Consider the following 21,881-nt stretch of genomic DNA (forward strand, 5'->3'; position numbering starts at 1 on the left):
TTCTCCTACCAGCAGACAAAGCCGCCATCGACGATCAGGTCGATGCCGGTGACGAAACTCGCGGCGCGGCTGGCCAGGAACACGGTCGGGCCGACCATCTCTTCCGGCGCCGCCATGCGGCCCATCGGCGTGTCGCGCTCAAAGATCCTGACCTGGTCGGCGACCTCCGGCCGTTTGTTCATCGGCGTCAGCGTGTAGCCGGGGCTGACGACATTGACGCGCAGGCCGCGATCGGCCCATTCCATGGCGAGGCTCTTCGACATGTGGATCACCGCGGCCTTCGACGAATTGTAATGCGCCTGGGTCAGGCCGCGATTGACGATCGAGCCCGACATCGACGCGATGTTGATGATCGAGCCCTTGCGCCGCGTCAGCATGGCGCGGGCCTCGGCCTGGCAGGACAGGAACACGCCGCTGACATTGACGTCATAGAGCTTCTGCCATTCCTCCAGCGACAGCGTCTCTGCCGGCTCAGCTCCGGCGACGCCGGCATTGTTGACGGCGATGGTCAACGCGCCGAGTTCCATCTCCGTACGCTCTATCGCGGCCGCGAGATCGGTCTCTGAAGTTACTGTGCCGTTCAGCACCAGCGCCTTGCGGCCGAGTGCCGTGATCCGGTGCGCGGTCTCCTCCAGCCCGCCTTTCGAGGCGTGGCCGAAGCAGGCTATGTCGGCGCCGGCTTCGGCCAGCCCAATGGCGATTGCTTGCCCGATGCCGCTGCCGGCGCCTGTCACAAGTGCCACGTCACCATGAAGGTCGAATAATTTCATCGTCGGTCCCTCTGCTCCAACCGCCGTCCTCCGGAAATAAAGGGGCGCCAACTCTGTTGCTGGCGCCCCGCGCGGTCTGGTGCCCGGGAGGATACCACCTGCTGCGCTTTGTTTCGATGGGCGTCCTAGCTCGTGGCTAGTTCCATCACGGCGATATTGCTTGCTTCGCTGCGGTCGAGAATGCCGCGTTGCCGGCCGCGGCTCAGCACCAGCACGCGATGCGACAGGCCGAGAACTTCCTCGAGGTCGGAGCTCACCACCACCACCGCCATGCCGGAGCGGGCAAGGTCGGCGATGACATCATAGATCGCGGCGCGTGCACCGACGTCGATGCCGCGCGTCGGCTCGTCCAGGATGAATACCTTGGGCGGGCGCGACACCCATTTGGCGATGATCACTTTCTGCTGGTTGCCGCCGGAGAGCTTGCTGACCGCCTGGTTCGGCCGGCCCTTGACGCCGAGCCGGCGAATGCCGGCCTCGGCGAATTTCTGCACCGCCTTCGGGAACACCCAGCCATTCGGCGCGACATGGTCGAAATTGCCGATCGCCAGGTTCTCGCCGATCGTCTGGTCGAGCACCACGCCTTGCGCCTTGCGGTCTTCCGGTACCAGAACGACGCCGGCCTTGATCGCCGCCGCCGGGCCATGGAGATGCACCGGCTTGCCGGCGACGCGCACCGATCCCGATGAGATCGGATCGGCACCGGCGATCGCCCGCACCAGCTCCGTGCGTCCGGCGCCGATCAGCCCGGCAATGCCGAGGATTTCGCCGGCCCGCACTGAAAAGCTGACATTTTGAAAGCTGCGTTCCGGCGAGGACAGGTTCTCGACCTCGAGCAGCGTGTCGTTGCCCGGCGCCGATACCGTAGGGAACATCCGCTCGACGCTGCGGCCGACCATTTGCTCGACGACTGTGCGCACCGGAATGTCGGCGCGCTCGTGCCGGGCGACGACGCGCCCGTCGCGCATCACCACCACGCGATCGGCGATCTGGGCGATCTCGTCCAGCCGGTGGCTGATATAGATGAAGGACATGCCTTCCGCCTTGAGCTTGCGGATCTGCTGGAACAGGAGCTCCGTTTCCTCGCCGCCAAGGGCTGCCGTCGGTTCGTCGAAGATCAGCAGCTCGGCATTGAGCGTCAGCGCCTTGGCGATCTCGACCTGCTGCTGGGCGGCGATACGCAGCGTGCGCACCTTGCGCTCCGGCGAGACATCGAGGCCGAGGCGCTTCAACTGGGCCGATGCCCGTGCATTCATTGCCGCGCGGTCGATGCGGCCGCCACGCATCGGCAGGCGCCCGACATACACGTTTTCGGCGACCGACAGATCGGGCAAGAGCTTCAGCTCCTGGTGGATCATGCCGATGCCGGCGTCGATCGCCGCGGCAGGATTGGCGGGGGAATAAGCGTTCCCCCGCCAGGTGATGGTGCCGGCATCGGGTTTCGTCGACCCGGCGATGATGTTCGAGACAGTCGACTTGCCGGCGCCGTTTTCGCCAAGCAGCGCCACGACCTCGCCCGGCTGCACCTCGAAGCTCGCATCGGCCAGGACCTGCACCGGCCCGTAGCTTTTGCAGAGGCCGCTGACGACGAGCCCGTTATGGGGGCTGTGCGTGTGGCGAGGATCGGTGGACATCGTTGCGCTCGTCGATTGCCGGACTGGTCTCAATCAGGGATGCTTGGCGATGAACTGCTCGACATTGTCCTTGGTGGTCAGCGTCGCATCCTGCAGCTGTTCGGCGGGAATGGTCTCGCCGGCCACCAGCTTGATTGCTGCATCGACGGCGAGCCGGCCCATGCCCTGGGTCTGCTGCGTCGCGGTCACGTCGAAGACGCCGTCCTTCAGTGCCTTGAGCGCCGCCACGTCGCCGTCGAAGCCGGCAACCCAGACCTTGTGGCCGGGATTGGCGACCTTGACGGCCTGCGCCGCACCGAGCGCCAGCGCGTCGGCCTGGCCGATGACGATCGACACGTCGGGGTGCGACTGCAACAGATCCTGCGTCAGCTTGAAACCTTCGTCCTGGTGCCAGCCTTCGCTCCACAATTCTCCGACAACCTTGATGTCGGGATAGCCTTTCAGCGCTTCGCCGCAGCCCTTCGAGCGGTCGACTTCGGGCGTCGTGCCCTTCTGGCCGTGGATGATGATCAGCTCGCCCTTGCCGCCGGCCTGCTTGGCGATGTAGTCGCAAACCGCCTTGGCCGATGCCACGCTGTTGGTTGCGATGAAGGTATCGCCGGGCGCGCCGTCGGCGTTGCGGTCGACATTGACGACTGGGATGCCGGCAGCCTTGGCGGTCTTGGTCGGCACGGTGGCGGCGGTGGCGCCGGCTGGAATATAGATCAGCGCATCGATGTTCTGCGTGATCAGGTCCTGCACCTGGCTGACCTGGGTCGCCGAATCGCCCTTGGCGTCGACGGTAACGACCTCGATGCCCTTTTCCTTGCCGTAGGCTTCGACGGACTGCTTGATCTGGTTGAAGAAGTCGGCCTGCAGATTGGCGACGGCGAGGCCGAGCTTTTTGGCCTCCTTGGCCGAGGCCATGTCGGACAGGCCAAGCAGCGGGATGACGGCCGCGGCGGCAAGCAGCAATGAACGTTTGGTCAGCATGTTTATTCCTCCGTTGATGTTCAATCTGTCCTGCCCGCGCATCGCGGCGCCCCTTGGCCGAACAACTCCCAGTTTCGGATCACCGATCCGTTTTCGCCCGAATATCGGGGCGAATCTCATTGAGCCCAATTCTTCATTGTGCTCCATTCTTCATTGTGCTCGGCGCCGCCACGTGTCGGTGGCCACCGCCAGTGCGATCACCACGCCGATAACCACTTGCTGGATGAAGGGCGAGACACCGAGCAGGTTCAGCCCGTTGCGCAGCACGCCGATGATGAGGACGCCGATGGCTGTGCCGCCGATCGAACCGACGCCGCCCGACAGGCTGGCGCCGCCGATCACCACCGCCGCGATGGTGTCGAGTTCGTAGCCAAGGCCGGAGCTCGGCTGGACGGAGTCGAGCCGGGCGGCAAGCACGATGCCTGCGAGACCGGCCAGCACGGCGCAGATCGCATAGACCCAGTTTGTCAGCGACTTGACTGGTATGCCGGACAGCCGGGCGACTTCGGCGCTGCCGCCGATTGCGTACAGGCTACGGCCGGTAGCGCGATAATTCAGGAAGATCGCGAAAATGACGGCAAGCACGATCATCAGCCCGACGGTGACCGAGAGGAAGCCGAAATGGCGGATTATCGACAGGCTGGTGAACCAGTCGGGAAAGCCGACGATCTGCGAGCCGTCGGTGATCATGTTGGCGAGGCCGCGCGCCACCGACATCATCGCCAACGTGGCGATGAAGGGCGGCAGCCTGGTGACCGTCACCAGCAGGCCCGAAACCAGGCCGCAAAGACCGGCGACGACGAGGGCCGCGGCGATGCCAGCGGGCAGGCCGAGATTGAGATAGTCCGGATGGGCGACGAAGCCCATCACCATGGAAGCCAGCGCCAGCACCGAGCCGACGGACAGGTCGATGCCGCCGATCAGGATGACCAGCGTCATGCCGATCGCCATGATGCCGAGCACGGTGACCTGGTCGAGCACGTTTAGGATGTTGCGGATGGTCAGGAAGGTGTCGGTGGTCAGCGAGAGCGCCAGGCACAGCAGCGCCAGCCCGATCAGCGGACCCATGGTTCCGGCAAAGACAGCCGAAAACCTTGCGCCCGCCGTAGCCTGCGCGCCAGAGCCTGCCTTCAACTCGCCTGCCTTCAAATTGCTTGCGTCGTTGCTCACAGCCACTTTGTCTCCTCCACAGCAATCCGGCGCTGCATCACCGGGCCACTTTGTCCACCAGGCCCCTCCCTGTGAACAATTTATCTTTAACATGCAATTTTGTTCAGCTAAACTGTTCGTCGGAAAATTGTCAAGGCCTGCCGCTTCATTCGACGACGGGTTTGCGCTGTCCGCCGGTTTGCCTTACGCAAGGTCTCCGAAATCTTGGGCATTTCGAAGTCGCCGGATTGGAATATCATGAGCAGAGCCGGCGGCTGCGGCAAGGCAAACAGATGACGATCGTAGAGAACGAAAGAGCCCCGCGCTTCCCCGACGCCGAACTCAAGGCCCGCGCCGCCTGGCACTATTATGTCGAGGGTCTTACACAGGAGCGGATTTCCGAAATTCTCGGCGTCGGCCGCATCAAAGTGCATCGCATTCTCTCCGCCGCCCGCGAAGAGGGTGTCGTCCAGTTTCGCATCCGCGACAGCGTCGTCGAATGCGTGATTTTGGAGGAAAGCCTCAAGCAGCGGTTCGGGCTCAGCCAGGCTGTTGTCGTGCCGTCGGCGGCAGACCGAAGCAACGCGCCGCTGATGATCGGCCACGCCGCCGCCGCCTACCTGGCCGACCATGTGAATGCCGGCGATGTCATCGCACTGGGCTGGGGGCGGACACTGAAATTTGCCATCAATGAATTGCCGCGGCGGCCCATCGCCAGGACGACGGTGGTTTCGATGCTTGGCGGCCTCACCCATGCCCAGCCGCTTAACCCGACAGAAAGCGCCTGGGATTTCGCCGAAAAGATCGGTGCGGAGTGCTTCCTGCTGCCGGTGCCGGTCTATGCCGACAGGCCGGAGCAGCGCGACGCTTTCATGAGCCAGCGCAGCGTTCAGGACGTCGTCTTCCGTGCACGCCGGGCAAACATCGCCGTGCTCAGCGTCGGCTCGTTTTCCAACGACAGCCCGATCGCCAATTACGGCTTCATCAAGCCAAGCGAACTCGAGGAATTGCAGGCGGCCGGTGCCGTCGGCGATATTCTGTGTCATTTCATCGACGCCGAGGGCCGCCCGGTCGACCACGAGGTCAACCGCCGCGTCTGCGCCTATCCGCTGCAGGATCTGTCGGATATCCCGAGCATCATCCTGGTGTCGGGAGGCAGCGAGAAGGTAGCGGTAATGCGGGCTGCGCTCGCCAACACCAAGGTATCGGTTCTGATCACCGACGAAGACGCGGCCAAGGGCCTGCTCAACCGCTAGATTTCGCCGAGAGCGCTGAGGCGGGTGTGGATGTCGCGCGTCGCCTGATAAAGGTCGCGGTAGATTTCCTTGCGGCTGCGATAGGCGGCGACAAGCCCGTCGACCGGATCGACATGCCTGGTGGGAGCGGCAGCCATTGCCTGCGCGGCGGCTTCCGGCGAGGCAAACCAGCCGACAGCCGCTGCCGCCAGCATGGCAGCGCCGAGTGCGGCGGCTTCGTTGACCGGCGAAACCGAGAGCGGCCGCTCGAGCACGCTTGCCATGATCTGCATGAGCAGCGCGCAATTGGTGCCGCCGCCGGCGGCAATCATCGCCGCCGGTCCGCCGGCCTGGGCTTCCATGGCCTCGGTGGCGACGGCCTGCTCGAAGGCGATGCCTTCCAGGACAGCGCGGAAGAGATGCTCCGGCCGGTGATCGAGCGACAGGCCGACAATGGCGCCGCGCGCGGCACCGTCCCAATACGGGCTCATGACGCCGGCCCAATAGGGCATGATGAGCAGGCCCTCGCTGCCCGCGGCAACATCCAGCGCCACTTTCTCCAGCGCTGCCGCCGAGGGCGAACCGGTGGTTCGCACGATCCAGTCGACCAGCTGCATGCCCGAGCGCAGCACGGTCTCCAGCATGAAACCGGAGCCGGTCGGCGAAACCAGCGTGCGAAACGCGTCCGAGGTTTTCACCTTGCCGGAATAGCAGCCGCTGACCACGCCGGAGCCGAGCGAGAGATAGCTCTTGCCCTCGCCGTAGACGCCCATGCCGAGGCCCATCGCCTGGCCGTCCCCAGCGCCGGCAACGACCGGCGTGCCGGCCCTCAGGCCGGTCAGCTGCGCTATGCTTGCGGAAAGACTGCCGCAGACCACGCCTGGCGCGACCAGCTCGGGCAATTGCTCCATCTGCAGTCCGGCGGCCGCAACGAGGCGGGGATGCCAGGTACCTTTCTCGACGTCGAGCAGCCCGAGCGGATCCGCACTTGCGGTGCTGGTGACCAATCGCCCGGTCAGCCGCTGGACGAAGAAACCGTGCACGTCGACCAGTGCCGCTGCCTGGCGAAGCACTTGCGGCTGGTGCTCGGCAAGCCAGGCAATGGCGTAGAGCGCCGGCGTCGGGTCCGGCGGCTTGCCGCTCCAGTCGCGGATCGCCTCGCGGCCGAGTTCGGCCGAAAGCCTGATAACTTGCGGCCGGGCGCGTTCGTCCAGCCACAGGATTGCCGGCATGAGTGCTTTGCCGGCGCTGTCCACCAGCGTGAAGGTCTCTCGCTGGTGAGCGATGCAAACCGCCGCCACCCGCGCAGCGCCGACCGCCTCGGTGACCTGCTTCAATGCGCCAAGCAGCGCCGTCCACCACTGTTCGGCCTCCTGCTCGAAATGGCCGGGCTTCGGATTTGAAAGCGGATAGGTCTCGCGCGCCTGGAACAGCTCCTCGCCGGCGCGGGTGAAGGCAATCGCCTTCACGGCCGTGGTCGAGGCGTCGATCCCGATTACGACATCGTCCATCAGGCGGAGATCCGGCGGGGTCAGGCTGCGTTTGTAACGAACCGTCCGTCCGACTGGTCGAGACGGCGGCGGATCTGGGTTATCACCATCGAATCGTCGGGTACACAATTTTCATAGGTCAGGAAGTCGCCGGTCTTGAGCGGCTTGACCACCTTGGCGCGTTCGGCAAGGCCGAGCGGCAGGGCGCCACGGGCGCGCGCATCCCCCCAGGTCATGGCGAAGCCGCGATAGTCGTTCTCGCCGATCATGCCGAGCGACTGGCCAACGCCAAGATCGCTCTTGGCGACCGCGACCGCCTCGGCCACAGGATGGTCGAGCGGCTCCATGTCGGCCCGCTTGTAGACCACGGCGCGCGCCGCCGACAGCGGCACTTCCAGGCTGGTCAGATGATAGGGCCGGAAGATCGTGAAATAGGGCCCCTTGCCGACCTTGAGGTCGATCATGCGCTCCAGCACACGCGGATGCCGGGTCTCGATGATGCAGAACACGCCGGGCGCCACACCCTTGCCGATCGAGTAATCGACAACGCCCTTGCGATGCAGCACGCCGCCATCGTCGCGCGGGCAAAGCACGCTGGCCAGTTCCTCCAGCGTCGCGGTCGGGCCGTGCATGCCCGGCACGTCGGGCACCAGCCCGGTCGCATTCGCGATCGCCACCATCTCGATCGCCGTCTTCGAGCCGTCGACGAATTCGACCAGCATGCGCGCATTCATGTTGCGCTCGGCCGCCTCCTTCTCGTAGTCGGCCGGCATGGCGTCGATCTTCAGCGGATTGTTCTTGCCCTTGCCGGCGGCGATGATGTTGAAGCCGAGGCTCTTGGCAAAGCCGATGATCTCCAGCGTGCAGGCGGGCTCGTCGCCGGCCGCACCGGTATATACGACGCCAGCCTTACGCGCTTCGTCCTTGAGGAAACGGCCGATGGTGATGTCGGCCTCGACATTGAGCATGACGATGTGCTTGCCGTTCTTCATCACTTCGAGCGCAAACAACGTGCCGATATTGGGATTGCCCGTCGCGTCGATGATGACGTCGATCCGGCCGGCCGCCGCCAGCGCATGCAAATCTTCGGTCACCGCGATCTTGCCGGCCTCGATGGCGCGGTCGATCGCGGCCGCATTGCCGGCCTGGACGATGTCGGAACGGTCATGGCCAGCGAGCAGCGCCGCGTCGATCGCTGCCTGCGGCCTGACTTCGGAAATAGCGCCGATCCGCATGCCCGGCATCAGCGCGACCTGGACGACGATGTCGGTGCCCATCTGTCCGGCGCCGGCAAGCCCGATGGTGATCGGCCCCTGCTGTTCAGCGCGCTGCAGAAGTTCCGCTGCAAATTGCGGATGGGACATGTCGCTTCCTCCAGTTCCTGACGCGCCGCAGCGTCCAAATCAACGTTTTGAACATTTCTATTTGCAAATGAAAAATATTTCAACCGGCAATTGGGCATTGTCGCTCTGCAATCGGCCGAAGACGATTGGATGAGCGGTCAATCCGCACGACAGTCAGAAGGACGCGGCATATTCAGCTTGATTGGGTGCAGCCTTGTTGCAGCTCAGCTGCCGATTTCGAAGAAGGGCGCACCGAGCAGGCCGGGAACGACATCGATGCCGAGGCCCGGCCCATCCGGAATGCCCATACGGCTTCCCGAAACCGGCGGCATGTTGGATGCGGTGCGCACCGTCACCCATTCGTGAAAGGCGATGGCGTGCAGCCGGCGCTCCTCCGGCGTCGACAGCGACAGATGCGCCATGGCCGATGTGTCGATCTCGGCGCCGCCAGTGTCCTCGACCGTGATCATGAAGCCGAGGTCGACGGCAAGGTCGCGGATCTGGCGCGTTTTGGTGACGCCACCGAGGCGTGAGATCTTCAGCGTCAGCCCGTCGGCCGCGCCCTTGCGATGGATATCGAGCATATCATCAAGCGAGGCGACGGATTCATCGAGCACCATCGGCTTGTCGAGCGAGCGGCGCACCGACAGGCATTCGTCGATCGTCGTGCAGGGCTGCTCGAACGTGTAGTCGATCGTGCGCGTCGCATCCACGAACTGGCGCGCCTGGTAAGGCGTCCAACCGGCATTGGCGTCGCAGAAGATGACGGTGCCCTTCGGCACGGCGGCGGCGACGGCTGTGACGCGTTCGATGTCGTCATGGAGGTTGCCGCCGACCTTGACTTGCAGCCGATGAAAGCCGTCCTTGACGATGTGCTTGGCGAGCGCGGCCATCGCGTCGACCGTGCCGTGGGTGACGACCTTGTAGAGTTCGGCCGTCTCGCTTTCGCGTCCGCCGAGCAGGGTGACCAGCGGCACGTCGACGGCGCGCGCCGCGAGATCCGAGCATGCCATGTCGAGCGCCGACTTGATGTAGGGATGGCCCTTGAACACGGTGTCCATCAGCCTGTTGATACTGGCTAGCCCGCGTGGGTCATGGCCAATGAGATGCGGCGCGATCTCGACGACACCGGCGCGAGTACCCGCAGCGAAGGCAGCCGAATAGAAGTTGCCAAGCGGCGCCATCTCGCCCCAGCCGGTGAGCCCGCTATCGGCGGTGACGGCGACGATCACCGCGTCGAACGCATCGGCGACGCGCCCCTTGGACATACGGTAAAGCCCGTCAACGAAGGGCTGCACGACATGGTAGGCTTTGATGGTTTTGATCTGCACGTTTTCTGTCCGTTGTCTGTGTTCCGGGATGTCCGTCAAATTTGTCGGGCTCAGCCGCCTCTAGGTCGGCCGGCACGATCGGCGCCGGCGCCCTTTGAGCCGCGCTGTTCCAGCCCGCGCGCATAGGCGAGCAGTTCTTCGAAATCCAGGTCGATATGCTCCTTGGCGTGGCGCTGTGCGGCGCGCATGTCGCTGCCCTTGAGCAGCCGTACATAGGTCTCGTGAGCATCTTCGGCAGGCACCGGCTCGTTGCGCGCCCGCTGGTGCAACGCGAAATACATCTGCAGCCGGCTGGTCAGCCGTTGCCACGTTTCAAGCAGCACCGAATTGTCGGCCCATTCGTGGATCAGGCCATGCAGTTGCAGCGCTGTTTCGATCTGCCGCGTCGTGTCCAGTTCGCGCGTCGCCTGCTTCACCGCCGCATGACGCCGGTCGAGTTCGTCGAAGAAGCGCTGGTCGCGAAGCGGCCAGGTCCGCGCGATGGCGAACTCGTCGAGCACCTTGTTGAGCGAATAGGCGTCGTCGATGTCCTTGGCGGTGACGTCGATGACAAAGGTTCCGGCGTAGGGAATGCTGGTCAGGATGCCTTCCTGCACCAGCTCGCGCATCGCCTCGCGCAGCGGCGCGCGGCTCACCCGCATCTGCTCGGAAATCCTGAGTTCGTTGAGCTTCTGTCCAGGTTCCAGCTGGCCGGTCAGGATCGCCCGCCGGAGCAGCCCTACGATCTCGGCCCTGCGTGTCGTATCCGCGATCGGACTGAAATCCAGCTTTGCCATTCGGCTGCTCCAGGGAACCGAAATCAAGACAAGCAGATTGTCGACAATCTAACAAGAGGCGGGTTGTGGATTTCTTGACTTCCGCTTGGCCGGCTGGCTTGCGGCGCCGGCAAGGCCGTCAGGCCGCACGGCCGCAAAGACCGACCCGTTCTTCATCGCTGAACATCACACCGGCTTCTCGAAGCCGGCGTACGTTGCGTTTTCCCCAAGGAGTTGCGTAGAACGAAACATAGCAAAAACGGCGCCCTTGGCGTGGGAGCCGAGGGCGCCGCGGAACCGGACCTGATGGGGGTTATCAGGTGGCCGGTTTCTCGGGCAGCGGCGAGACCGGCATTCCCGGGCCGATCTTCTGCAGATTGCCGGTAATCACCCGGTCGCCTTCGGCCACACCGCTCAAGATGGCGACCTGATCGCCATTGGTCGGTCCGAGCGAAACGATACGCTGGTCGACCGTGTTGTCCTTGCCGACGACATAGAGGTATTTGCCGAGCTGGCCTGAGCCGAGTGCCGTCTGCGGTACCATCAGCGCATCGGGCTGCTCTTTGACGTGCAGCCGGACGCGGACATATTGGCCGGGCAGCAGCGTGAACTTGCCGTTGCCGATCGTCGCCCGTGCCGTGATCGTGCCGGTCGAGCGATCGATCGTGTTGTCTATGAAGGTAAGATCGCCCTTCTGGCGCGGTTCCGTTTCACCGGGAAGCAGGACGTCGACACTGATCGGTCCCGCGGCCCGGGCTTCCTCGATCTGTGTCAGGTCCGTTTCGCTCGGATTGAAGGTGACGTAGATCGGATCGAGCTGCACCAGCGAATTGAGCACGGTGCCGGCAACGCTGACCAGCGTTCCAACGGAAGCCTGGCTGCGTCCGATGCGTCCCGCGAACGGGGCACGGATTTCGGTATAGCTCAAATTGAGCTCGGCGGTCCGCAAGGCGGCCTGGTTCACGGCGAGCGAGGCCTGAGCCTCACGCAAGGTGCTGGTGCGCTGGTCGAACACGTCCTTGGCGAGATAGCCGCTCTTGGCGAGTTCGCTGCCGCGCCCGAGATTGGAGCGCGCATAGTCGAGCGTCGCCGTGTCGCGCTGGATAAGCGCCTTCGCCTGCTCGAGGGCAGCCTGAAAATCCTCCGGCGCGATCTTGTAGAGAAGGTCGCCCTTCGCCACGTCGCTGCCGTCGGTGGCGACCTGCTCCTGCAGATAACCCGGCACGCGCGCCTGCAGCGTGATGCTGCGGATCGGCTCCACCCGGGCGGCGTAGTCGAGATAGATCGGGATCGTCTTCTTGACGACGCTCACCACCGGCACCGGCATGACAAAGGCTTCCGGCTTGGGTGTCGCCGCCCCGGCTGTGCCCGCGTTGAGGCTGAGGCTGCCCATGTCGAGCAGGTGAACGCTCGCCACCGAAATCGCCCCAAGGGCGACGGCCGTTCCCAGCGCGATTTTCCATTTACGCATGATCAATTCTCCAGTCCTATTCGGCCGCTTCGGCCAATGGCTCGAAGGCGGGTTCGGCAGTTGGTTGTTCGGTCGCTTCGGAAACCGGTTCGCTCTCGCTGCGGCGCTCGCGCAGCTGCTCGATCACCGCATAGAAGACCGGCACGAACACCAGCGACAGGATCGTCGCCGCGACCATGCCGCCAAAGACGGTGGTGCCGATCGACTGCCGGCTTGCGGCACCTGCACCTGTAGCGAACATCAGCGGCAGCACGCCGAGGATGAAGGCGAAGGCGGTCATCAGGATCGGTCGCAGCCGAAGCCGCGCCGCTTCCATCGCGGCGTCGACGATGCTGAGGCCTTCTTCGCGCCGGCGCCGGGCAAACTCGACGATCAGAATCGCGTTCTTGGCCGCCAGTCCGATCAGCATGACGAAGCCGATCTGCGAATAGACATCGATCTGCATGCCACGCAGCCACAGCACGACGAACGCACCGAACAGTGCGAGCGGCACCGCCAGCAGCACCATGAACGGCATCGCCCAGCTCTCATATTGCGCGGCGAGGATCAGGAAGACGAAGACGATCGCGAGACCAAAGACGACGGATGCGATCGATCCCGCCTTGAGCTCCTGATAGGTGATGCCGGTCCATTCGTAGCCGAAATCTCTCGGCAACGCCGTGGCAGCGGCACGTTCCATCGCCGCCACCGCCTGGCCGGACGAAAAGCCGGGCGCGGCGCCGCCATTGATCAGGGCCGACGCATTGTTGTTATAATGCGGCACGGTCTCGGGGCCGACGATCGGCACAAGCTTGCCCAGCGTGCTCAGCGGCACCATCCCACCCGAGGCATTGCGGACATAGAGCCGCGATATGTCGGCCGGACCGGCACGAGAATCCTTGTCGGCCTGGATCGTCACCCGGAAGGTGCGGCCGAACAGGTTGAAATCGTTCACATAGAGCGAGCCGAGATAGATCTGCAGCGTATTGAACACGTCCGGCAGGTTGAGCCCGAGCAGCTTCGCCTTGGCGCGATCGAGATCGTAGTTGAACTGCGGCGTCGAGGTCGAGAACGACGAGAACAATTGCTGCGGGTTGAGCTCGGGCTGCTTGCGCGCCTCGGCAATCACCGCTTGCGTCGCATCGTTGAGCGCCACGCTGCCGCGGCCGGTCAGGTCCTCGACCTGGAACTCGAAGCCACCGGTGGTGCCGATGCCCGGGATCGACGGCGGGTCGAAACTCAGCGCAAAAGCCTCCGGAATTTGCAGCAGCTTGTTGCGCACATCGGCGACGAGCTTCGAGGCGCTCTGGTCGGGGCCGCGTTCGTCCCATGGCTTCAGGATAGCGAATTCGACCGCCGAGTTCGACTGCGCGGCGCTGGTCAGGAAGTTCAAGCCGCTGATCGAGCCGACGATGTCGACGCCGGGCGTGTTCTGCAGGATGTCGCGTGCCTTTTGCGCCACCGCGTCGGTGCGTTCCAGCGAGGCCCCGTCGGGGAGCTGGATGACGACGAAGAAATAGCCCTGGTCCTCGACCGGAAGGAAGGTCGAGGGCAGGCGCTGCCAGACGAAATAGGTCGCGACAAGTCCGGCCGCGAACACGCCAAGCATGATCCAGCGCAGGCGGATGAGAATGCGCACACCATTCGCATAGGCATGCGCCAGCCGTTCGAAGCCCATGTTGAACCAGCGGAACAGCACGAACTGTGTTTCCGGCCGGTGGCGCAGGAAGGCAGCGCTGAGCGACGGGGTAAGCGTCAGCGAGACGAAGGCCGAGATGCCGAAGGAGATCGCCACAGTCAGGGCGAACTGGTTGTAGAGCCGGCCGGACACGCCGGGAATGAAGGCAACCGGCACGAACACAGCCATCAGCACGGCGGTCGTGGCGATGATCGGGCCGGTAACCTCTGCCATCGCGGTACGCGTGGCAGCCAGCGGTTTGAGGCCGGCCTCAAGTTGGCGTTCGACATTCTCGACCACGACGATGGCGTCGTCGACTACGAGGCCGATCGCCAGCACCATGCCGAGCAGGCTGAGCATGTTCAGTGAGAAGCCAAGCATATGCATGACGGCCAGCGTCGCCACCAGCGACACCGGAATTGCGATCGTCGGGATGATCGTGGTGCGCCAGCTTTGCAGGAAGATGAACACCACGGCGACGACCAGGACCAGCGCCTCGCCGAGCGTGATCAGCACGTCGTGCATCGAGGCCGAAACGAAACGTGTCGTATCGTAATGCATGGCGTAGCTGACGCCCTTCGGGAAACGGGCCGACAGCTCCTGCATCTTGTCCTTGACGCGCTGCTGCAGATCGAGCGCGTTGGAGCCCGGCATCTGGTAGACCGCGAGCACCACCGTAGGGTCCTTGCCGAAGAAGGCCGACGACGAATATTGCAGCGCACCGAGCTCGATGCGCGCAACGTCGCGCAGCCTGACCAGCGAGCCGTTGGCGGTATTGGCCCGCACGACGATTTCGCCGAACTCCTTGGGATCGCTCAGCCTGCCGACGGCGTTGACCTGCATCTCGAAGGCAGTGCCGGCCGGAGCCGGTGATTGCCCGATCTTGCCGGCCGCTACCTGGACGTTCTGCTCGGCGACGGCGTTCTGCACGTCGACGGCAGTAATGCCGAGATTGGCGAGCTTGTCGGGGTCGAGCCAGATGCGCATCGAATAGCGCCGCTCGCCGAAGATCTGCACGTCGCCGACGCCGGGCAGGCGCTTCAGCGGATCGACCACCTGCAGATAGGCGAGATTGCTCAGCGCGACCGGGTTGACGGAACCGTCCGGCGAGGTGAGGTCGACGATCAGGACGAAGTTCGGGTTCTGCTTCTTGATCGTCACGCCGCCCTGATTGACGATGGCCGGCAACGAGGAAGCCGCCTGCGAAACGCGGTTCTGGACGTCGACGGCCGCGGTGCTCAGGTCGTAGCCAACGTCGAAGGTGATGGTGATCGTCGAGGAGCCGTCATTGGAGCTCGACGACGACATATAGGTCATCCCCTGGACGCCGTTGATCTGCTGTTCGAGCGGCGTCGTCACCGTGTCGGCGACGACCTGCGCGCTGGCGCCCGGGTAGTGGGCGCTGACCACGACCTGGGGCGGCGTGATGTCGGGAAACTGCGAGACGGGCAGGAGGAAATAACAGATCCCTCCGGCGAGCACCATGATGATGGCGATCGCCGACGCAAAGATCGGACGATGAATGAAGAAGTTTACCATGAGATGCACGCCTCGCCCGATGCTCTGGCCCGGCCAAACGCCCTGGCCACCCTGGACAGCCGCCGGCTGCGCGTTGAGCCGGAATCTTCGAGAAAGCCGAAATCTTCCACAAGGCGGCGCGGCGCATTGCGGCGCTCGGCCTGCTCATCCGCCAGCGCACGCAGCATCGCCTCGAACGACCGCGGGTCGACGCGGTCGGCCTTCATCAGCATGCGGATCATCGGATCCCTCACGACTTCATCGATCGTCAGATCATTGCGCTGCGACATCGAAGCGGCTCCTGGTTTTTGGCGATCCGCGGCAAGCCGCGGATCGGGTGTTTTCTTGCTCGCCGGCCGAGGCCGTGAGGTGCGGTTCGTCCCCTTGCCGCTCGGGGCGGGGTTGATGGCCGGCACTTGCGAGTTTGACATGATGCAATGCGGGTGTTACAGGTAAGTAACATCTCTAACGTTACAGACCGGTAACACCCTAGTCAAGAGGTGCACCGAGGGAATTTCGGGAAACGCAATCACGGAGGTTTTGATGACAGACGGTGTTGTGGAGCGTGTTCGCCCCCGGGACAGGATCCTGGAGACGGCACGGGACATGTTTCACAAGCATGGCATTCGCGGCGTCGGCATCGACGCCATTACCGAGGCCGCCGGCACCAACAAGATGACGCTCTACCGGCATTTCGAGTCCAAGGACGACCTGATCATCGAATGTCTGCGGGCGACCGCCTGCAGCGCCAACGCGATGTGGGAAAAGTTCGAGGCCGAGAATCCGGGCGACAAGCTGGCGCAGCTGCACGCCTGGGTCCGGATGGCGGCCGATTGCCTGATGTCGGATCGCCGCGGTTGCGACATGGCCAACGCCGCCATCGAGCTGAGCGAGGCGGATCATCCGGCAAGGCAAGTGATCAAGGAACTCAAGGAAGCGCAGCGCGAGCGGCTGGTCTCGCTGTGTCGCGATGCGGGTATCGGACAGGCCGAGCTTCTCGCCGATACGCTGTCGCTTCTGCTCGAGGGCGCCCGCGTCAGCCTGCAAAGCGTCGGCGCCGAGGGCCCGAGCGCGCAGTTCGTCCGCATGGCTGAAGGCCTGATCACGTCTTTCAGGGCAAGATAGTCTCGTAAGCGGCGAAACGACCCGTGGCGTTTCGATTGCGCGCCGCGCCGCCGGGTGATGTCTCGTCCCATCGCGATGTGCCATCTCGCGTCTCCTGTGCCGATCCTCCGCACCATTGCCGGCGCGGCGTTGTTTGCTGGTCGTGGCGGTCGCAGCGAAGCTCATCGATGCGCGGATCAGCAAACGTGTCCGGTGCTGTCCCGACCGCAAGCATTGGCCGCTATCCCGGAGCTGGAACAAAAAAAGCCCGCTGCCGGGAGGAGGTGGCAGCGGGCTCGATTTCGAATACGGCACGGGAGGAGGTGTGCCGCACTCAGCGTCGGCATCGCATCTGGGAGGAGTAGATGGCCGACACCTGCGAAACTATCGATTGCCCAATGATTCGGCAACCACAAAAGTTGCATAGGTGATGTGCAGATTTGCGGTATCAACCGAATTTTAACCATCGAGGCCCGAGCGACCATCGCCCTCGCGCGACATCACTGCACCGGGACATTTTCCTTGAAGATCAGGCGCGGCTCGATGAATTTCCGCGTCAGATAGGGCGCCGACGAGGCGATCGAGCCGAGCAGGCGAATGACCGACTGTTCGGCGATCAGCCGCGCATTCTGGTCGATGACGACGTCGAGCAGATCGTCGACCAGATAGCCGCGCGTCTCGCGCGTCAGATCATGGCAGATGAACACCGGCTTCGTCTGCGGCCTGACTTCGAGCAATGCTTTTGCCACGCCCGAGCGCCCGGCGCCGATACAGTAGATGCCGAGCAGCTCCGGCTCGCTGTGCAGCGCCTTCATGGTCGCGGTATAACTGGCCTCCGGCTCATCGTTGATCTCAACGGCGCTTGTGACCGTCAGATTGGGGAACTCCTCGCCGAGCACGGAGCGAAAGCCCATCTCGCGTTCCTCATGGCCGCGGTAGGAGCGTGAGCCGACGACCATCGCCAGATGGCCCTGGCGGCTGCCGAGGAACCGTCCCATCAGCAGCGCCGCGGTGCGGCCGGCCACCCGGTTGTCGATGCCGACATAGGCTGAGCGGGGCGCACCCGGAACATCGGACACCAGCGTGACCAGGCGTATGCCGGCCTCGACGATCTCGCGCAAGATGTTGCGCGTTCTCGGATGATCGATGGCGATGACGCCGACGCCGTTCGCCTTGAGCGAGAGGTTTTCGACGGCCGCCTGCAAGGCGCTCGGCGAGATGCCGGCGAGCTTGTGGATGCGGCAGGAGGCGACCAGCGGCAGGCGCGCCGCATAATCCTCGATGTGCCTGGCCAGATCGGCCATGAAGGCATTGCTGCCGATCGGCAGGAAGAATTCGAGATGCGCCGGCCGCGATGGCAACGCGACCTGGTCGACGACCGGCAGATAGCCGAGCTGCTTGGCCGCCTCCATCACGCGCTGCCGGTTGGCGGCACTGGCCCCCGGCCGGTTGTTGAGCACGCGGTCGACCGTCGCGGTCGACAGGCCGCAGCTCCTGGCAATATCCGAAACGGTGGCTTTCATGTCGCAACCATGTGGCGATGCGATCCAGTGCCTCGACGATCAGGCGGACCCCCGGCTGCTCAGCCGGGCCGTTGCGTGCCCTCGACCAGCGCGTCATGGATCTCCTTGTCCGACATGCCGGTGATGACGCGTTCGACTTCGGCGACGCTGGTCTTCTTCGGGTCAATATCGTCGGCGACCACCTTGCCGCGGCGCATGACGACGATGCGGTCGACCACCTGGAAGACATGATGGATGTTGTGGGCGATGAAGATGCACGAATGGCCGGAATCGCGGGCGCTGCGCACGAAGCTCAGCACGCCTTGCGTTTCGGCGACGCCGAGATTGTTGGTCGGCTCGTCGAGGATGATGAGGTCGCTGTCGAAATGCATGGCGCGCGCAATCGCCACCGCCTGCCGCTCGCCACCGGAGAGCGAGCCGATCGGCGTCGTCGGCGGGATGTTCTTCGAGATGCCGACCTGCTTGAGCAGGTCGCGGGCAACCACGTTCATTGCCTCCTGGTCCATCCGATTGAGGAAGCGCGGCGGCTTGATCGGCTCGCGCCCGAGAAACAGGTTGCGGGCGATCGACAGCTGCGTCACCAGCGCCGAATCCTGGTAGATCGTCTCGATGCCATGCGCGATGGCGTCGCTGGTACTGCGCAAATTCACCTTCTTGCCGCGAATGAAGATGTCGCCGCTGGTCAGCGGGACCGCGCCCGACAGCACCTTGATCAGCGTCGACTTGCCGGCGCCGTTGTCGCCGAGCAGGCCGACGATCTCCCTTTCGTTGACATGGAAATTGGCATCAACCAGCGCCTGCACGCGGCCATAGGACTTGCGGATATTTTCCATTCGGACAAGCGGTTCGGCCATGGTTCAAGTCCCTGCCTGATGCCGGCGTTCCAGCCATGAATGGAGCGCCATCATGCCGAGGATGATGGCACCGATGAAAATATTATAGGCAAGGCCCGGCACACCGATCAGCACGATGCCGTTGCGCATCACGCGCAGGATCAGGATACCGAGCACCGTGCCGATGATTGTGCCGCGCCCGCCTGTCAGCGCCGTGCCGCCGATCACCACCATGGCGATGACTTCGAGCTCGTAGCCGGTGCCGCTGTTGGGGTTGGCCGCCGAGGTGCGCAGCGAGGAGATGACCCCGGCAAGCGAGGCCAGGATCGACGACAGGATGAACAGGCCGATCTTGACACCGCTGACATTGACGCCGCGCGCCCTTGCAGCACTCGGGTTGCCGCCGGCTGCCTGGATCCAGTTGCCTGTCCGGCTCTGCGTCAGCACGTAACCGAGCGCGATTGCGGCGGCGATGAACCAGAACAGCGACATGTAGATACGGAACGGCCCGATGAAGAAATCGCCGACCAGCGCTTCCGCCAGCCAGCTGCCCTCGGCGCTCCAGGTCCGCTGCGGAAACCCGTTGGTGACGAACAAAGCGGTGCCGCGCACCACCAGCAGCATGCCCAGCGTCACCAGGAAGGACGGGATCTTGAGCTGCGTCACGAACCAGCCATTGACCAGTCCAATGAACGCAGCGACCACCAGCGCAACGACGAAAGCGGCTTCCAGCGAGGCGACGCCGCTGTTGAACAACGTCCACATCAGGACCGGCGAGAAGCCGAACACCGAGCCGACCGAGAGATCGAATTCGCCTGATGTCATCAACAGCGTCATCGCCAGCGCGATCAGCCCGAGCTCGACCGTGAAGGCCAGCGTGTTCGAGATGTTTTGCGGCGACAGGAAGTCGTGGTTGATGCCCCAGAACACGGCGATCTCGACGACGAGCAGCACAAACGGCCCGAACTCGGGCCGCGCGATCGAGCGTTGGATAACAGAACGATTTTCCACCTTGGACCCGCGATAGGATTGGATTTGGCCGCGACCGCAACCGGCTTCGGCGGAATGATGAGAAGGTCACGGCCGCCGAAGCGGCCGTGACCAACTCGATCGCGGATTTATTTGCCAGACAGGATCTTGTCGTAGACTGCCGCGGTGTCCTTCTCGTAGAGCGCGCCGGTGATCACGTCGAAGCCGGGCGGAATACCGCTCGCCGCCATGTTGGCGAGCGACAGCGCGACGTAGCTGGTCGCCTGCGGATCCTGCCACTGCGCGGCATTGACGTAGCCGTTCAGCACTTCCTGGGTGGTGTCGAGCGAGTTACCCCAGCCGACGACCGGGATTTCGCCCGGCTTGACGCCGACCTGGTCGAACACCCGCTTGATCGAACCCGTGACAAGGTCGCCGAGACCGATAACCGCCTTGACCTTGGCCCTGTTGGCGGTGAGGTAATCGACCATGCGGTTGATCACTTCGGCCTGGTCGAGCGTCGCTTCGGTGATTTCGTAGGTGATGCCGAGCGGCTCGAACACGCTCTTGATGCCTTCCTCTTCCTGGACGCCATAGGTGGCGCCGGGAATCTCGACCGGCATCCAGACGAAGTCGCCCTTCTTCACAAGGCCCTTGTCGACCAGATACTGCGCCCAATGTTTGCCGAAGGTGACGTTGTCGCCGCCGACATAGGCGTTGAAGTCCGCCTTCGGGTCGGGCGTGTTGAAGTTGATGATCGGGATGTTCGCCGCCCGCGCTTCCTTGGCGATCTCCACAAGGCTGCCCGGATCAGGGCTGGTCGTGGTGATGCCGTCGGCCTTGGCGGAAATCGCGGCGCGAACAGCCTCCTGCTGCGACGCCACGTCGCCATTGTGGAACGACGTGTTGACGGTGTTGCCGGTGTCCGCCGCCCATTGCTTGGCGCCGGCAAGGAAGTAGGTCCAGACCGGATCGGCCGGGCCGCCATGCGAAATCCAGTAGAACGTCTTGGCCTGTGCCGCGGCCGGAATGGCCAGGGCCACCACCAAGCCAAGTACAAGCAGTCTTAGCCTCGTCAGCATTTGATTTCCTCCCATTTGAACCGAACTCCTCCTCCGACGACGATCGCGGCCAAAAACCGTGCGCGGCCAAAGCCGTGATCGCATTTGCCAGCGTCGACCTGGGCGCATTAGAGCATTCCCTTTTTCGATCGATGGCAAGCCTCGATTGCCAATGGACGTTGGCGCAAGGCACCGCGCCATCAGCAATCCCATCAGATTGCATCAGTTTGGCTGATATTTTCCAGGCGGGCGACGATCGGCCTTGCGACCGTCATGCAATGCTGCGCGGCGGCGCGCCGAGCACGGATTGCTCTAGGTCGATAAGCGTCCCGGTCATCAGCCCGGAGGCGTCGCTGAGCAGGAACAGCGTTAGCTGGGCGACTTCGTCCATGGTCAGCAATCGACCAAGCGGCAGGCCGGCGGCGGCAATCTTTGCCCAGTTTTCGCCCTTGCCCAGCGTGCGCGCCTGCATCTCTTGTTCGGCCGGCGTCGCTACCCAGCCCATGTTGATGCCGTTGACGCGGATGCGATCGGAAAGATGCGCGTTGGCAATGTTTCTGGTCAGCGTCGAAAGCGCGCCCTTGGTTGCGGAATAGATGGCAAGGTCCGGCGTACCGCAATGCGCATTCACCGACAGTATGTTGACGATGGCCCCCGCCGCCCGCCGTGTCTTCATGTCGGCTACGGCCGCCTGCATGAGGAAGAACGGCGCGCGCGCATTGACGGAAAATAACCTGTCCCAGTCGTTGATTGTGCCAGTTTCCAGCGAGGCCCGGTCGGTGAGGGCCGCGGCGTTCACCAGACAATCGATGCGGCCGAGTCTTTTGATCGCTTCCGCCATGACAGCTGCAGGCGCGGCCGGATCTCCAAGATCGGCCTGGATGAAGACGACGGGCCGGCTTGGTCGTGAAAGCTCTTCGGCGATGCGTCTGCCACGCTCGGCATTGCGGCCGACAATGGCGATCCCTTCGCCGCCGTCGGCTGAGGCCAGCCGGGCGATGGTCTCGCCAAGCCCTTGCGTTCCGCCGGTAACGACAAGGGTCTTGCCCTCAAGAGCGACGATCAA

Annotated in this window: 18 protein-coding genes; 2 read left to right on the forward strand and 16 right to left on the reverse strand. The window is 63.9% G+C overall.

What is annotated here, in order from left to right:
* Positions 1-5: 5 nt before the first annotated feature.
* The 4 genes from NKJ15_RS07205 to NKJ15_RS07220 form a co-directional block, all read right to left on the reverse strand.
* On the reverse strand, positions 6-770 hold the full coding sequence (locus NKJ15_RS07205; RefSeq protein ID WP_352540146.1) for an SDR family oxidoreductase: 765 nt from the start codon (positions 768-770) through the stop codon (positions 6-8).
* 125 nt (positions 771-895) lie between these two features.
* On the reverse strand, positions 896-2,404 hold the full coding sequence (locus NKJ15_RS07210) for a sugar ABC transporter ATP-binding protein (RefSeq protein ID WP_352814691.1): 1,509 nt from the start codon (positions 2,402-2,404) through the stop codon (positions 896-898).
* A gap of 33 nt (positions 2,405-2,437) precedes the next feature.
* The gene (locus NKJ15_RS07215; RefSeq protein ID WP_023674026.1) at positions 2,438-3,376 is read right to left on the reverse strand and encodes a sugar ABC transporter substrate-binding protein; all 939 of its coding nucleotides are present in this window, start codon (positions 3,374-3,376) and stop codon (positions 2,438-2,440) included.
* A 150-nt stretch (positions 3,377-3,526) separates the two neighbouring features.
* Entirely contained in the window at positions 3,527-4,510 is a 984-nt protein-coding gene (locus NKJ15_RS07220; RefSeq protein WP_502893735.1) for an ABC transporter permease, read from the reverse strand.
* A 308-nt stretch (positions 4,511-4,818) separates the two neighbouring features.
* On the opposite strand from NKJ15_RS07220, the gene NKJ15_RS07225 reads away from it, so the two are divergent.
* A complete protein-coding gene (locus NKJ15_RS07225; RefSeq protein ID WP_352473400.1) occupies positions 4,819-5,781 on the forward strand; it encodes a sugar-binding transcriptional regulator in 963 nt (320 codons plus the stop codon).
* On the opposite strand, the gene NKJ15_RS07230 is transcribed toward NKJ15_RS07225, so the two are convergent.
* From NKJ15_RS07230 to NKJ15_RS07260, 7 genes are all read right to left on the reverse strand, one after another.
* Positions 5,778-7,271 (reverse strand): xylulokinase, encoded by a 1,494-nt coding sequence (locus NKJ15_RS07230; protein WP_352768584.1) that lies wholly within the window; start codon positions 7,269-7,271, stop codon positions 5,778-5,780. The genes NKJ15_RS07225 and NKJ15_RS07230 overlap by 4 nt on opposite strands.
* A 20-nt stretch (positions 7,272-7,291) precedes the next feature.
* Positions 7,292-8,614: an NAD(P)H-dependent oxidoreductase gene (locus NKJ15_RS07235; RefSeq protein ID WP_352768586.1), complete on the reverse strand. Its 1,323-nt coding sequence runs from the start codon at positions 8,612-8,614 to the stop codon at positions 7,292-7,294.
* Between the two features lie 203 nt (positions 8,615-8,817).
* Positions 8,818-9,924, reverse strand: a complete 1,107-nt coding sequence (locus tag NKJ15_RS07240) for a mandelate racemase/muconate lactonizing enzyme family protein (protein WP_352814694.1) — start codon at positions 9,922-9,924, stop codon at positions 8,818-8,820.
* Positions 9,925-9,974: 50 nt separating this feature from the next.
* Entirely contained in the window at positions 9,975-10,700 is a 726-nt protein-coding gene (locus NKJ15_RS07245; RefSeq protein ID WP_352473393.1) for a GntR family transcriptional regulator, read from the reverse strand.
* A 295-nt stretch (positions 10,701-10,995) separates the two neighbouring features.
* A complete protein-coding gene (locus NKJ15_RS07250) occupies positions 10,996-12,150 on the reverse strand; it encodes an efflux RND transporter periplasmic adaptor subunit (RefSeq protein ID WP_352466107.1) in 1,155 nt (384 codons plus the stop codon).
* A 16-nt stretch (positions 12,151-12,166) separates the two neighbouring features.
* A complete protein-coding gene (locus NKJ15_RS07255) occupies positions 12,167-15,346 on the reverse strand; it encodes an efflux RND transporter permease subunit (RefSeq protein WP_352681076.1) in 3,180 nt (1,059 codons plus the stop codon).
* A complete protein-coding gene (locus tag NKJ15_RS07260; protein ID WP_352489531.1) occupies positions 15,340-15,615 on the reverse strand; it encodes a hypothetical protein in 276 nt (91 codons plus the stop codon). Before NKJ15_RS07260 ends, NKJ15_RS07255 begins: the two co-directional genes overlap by 7 nt.
* A 253-nt stretch (positions 15,616-15,868) precedes the next feature.
* On the opposite strand from NKJ15_RS07260, the gene NKJ15_RS07265 reads away from it, so the two are divergent.
* A complete protein-coding gene (locus tag NKJ15_RS07265; RefSeq protein WP_031211029.1) occupies positions 15,869-16,450 on the forward strand; it encodes a TetR/AcrR family transcriptional regulator in 582 nt (193 codons plus the stop codon).
* A 479-nt stretch (positions 16,451-16,929) separates the two neighbouring features.
* On the opposite strand, the gene NKJ15_RS07270 is transcribed toward NKJ15_RS07265, so the two are convergent.
* The 5 genes from NKJ15_RS07270 to NKJ15_RS07290 form a co-directional block, all read right to left on the reverse strand.
* On the reverse strand, positions 16,930-17,952 hold the full coding sequence (locus tag NKJ15_RS07270) for a LacI family DNA-binding transcriptional regulator (RefSeq protein ID WP_352681080.1): 1,023 nt from the start codon (positions 17,950-17,952) through the stop codon (positions 16,930-16,932).
* Between the two features lie 59 nt (positions 17,953-18,011).
* On the reverse strand, positions 18,012-18,806 hold the full coding sequence (locus tag NKJ15_RS07275) for an ATP-binding cassette domain-containing protein (protein ID WP_023674040.1): 795 nt from the start codon (positions 18,804-18,806) through the stop codon (positions 18,012-18,014).
* Positions 18,807-18,809: 3 nt separating this feature from the next.
* Complete coding sequence (locus NKJ15_RS07280) at positions 18,810-19,796, reverse strand: ABC transporter permease (protein WP_352579431.1); 987 nt, start codon at positions 19,794-19,796, stop codon at positions 18,810-18,812.
* A gap of 107 nt (positions 19,797-19,903) precedes the next feature.
* Entirely contained in the window at positions 19,904-20,836 is a 933-nt protein-coding gene (locus NKJ15_RS07285; protein ID WP_352473388.1) for a substrate-binding domain-containing protein, read from the reverse strand.
* 250 nt (positions 20,837-21,086) lie between these two features.
* Positions 21,087-21,881, reverse strand: coding sequence for an SDR family oxidoreductase (locus NKJ15_RS07290; protein WP_352681085.1), 795 nt, complete (start codon positions 21,879-21,881; stop codon positions 21,087-21,089).

The organism is Mesorhizobium sp. M0207, from assembly GCF_040321995.1.
Lineage (GTDB): Bacteria > Pseudomonadota > Alphaproteobacteria > Rhizobiales > Rhizobiaceae > Mesorhizobium.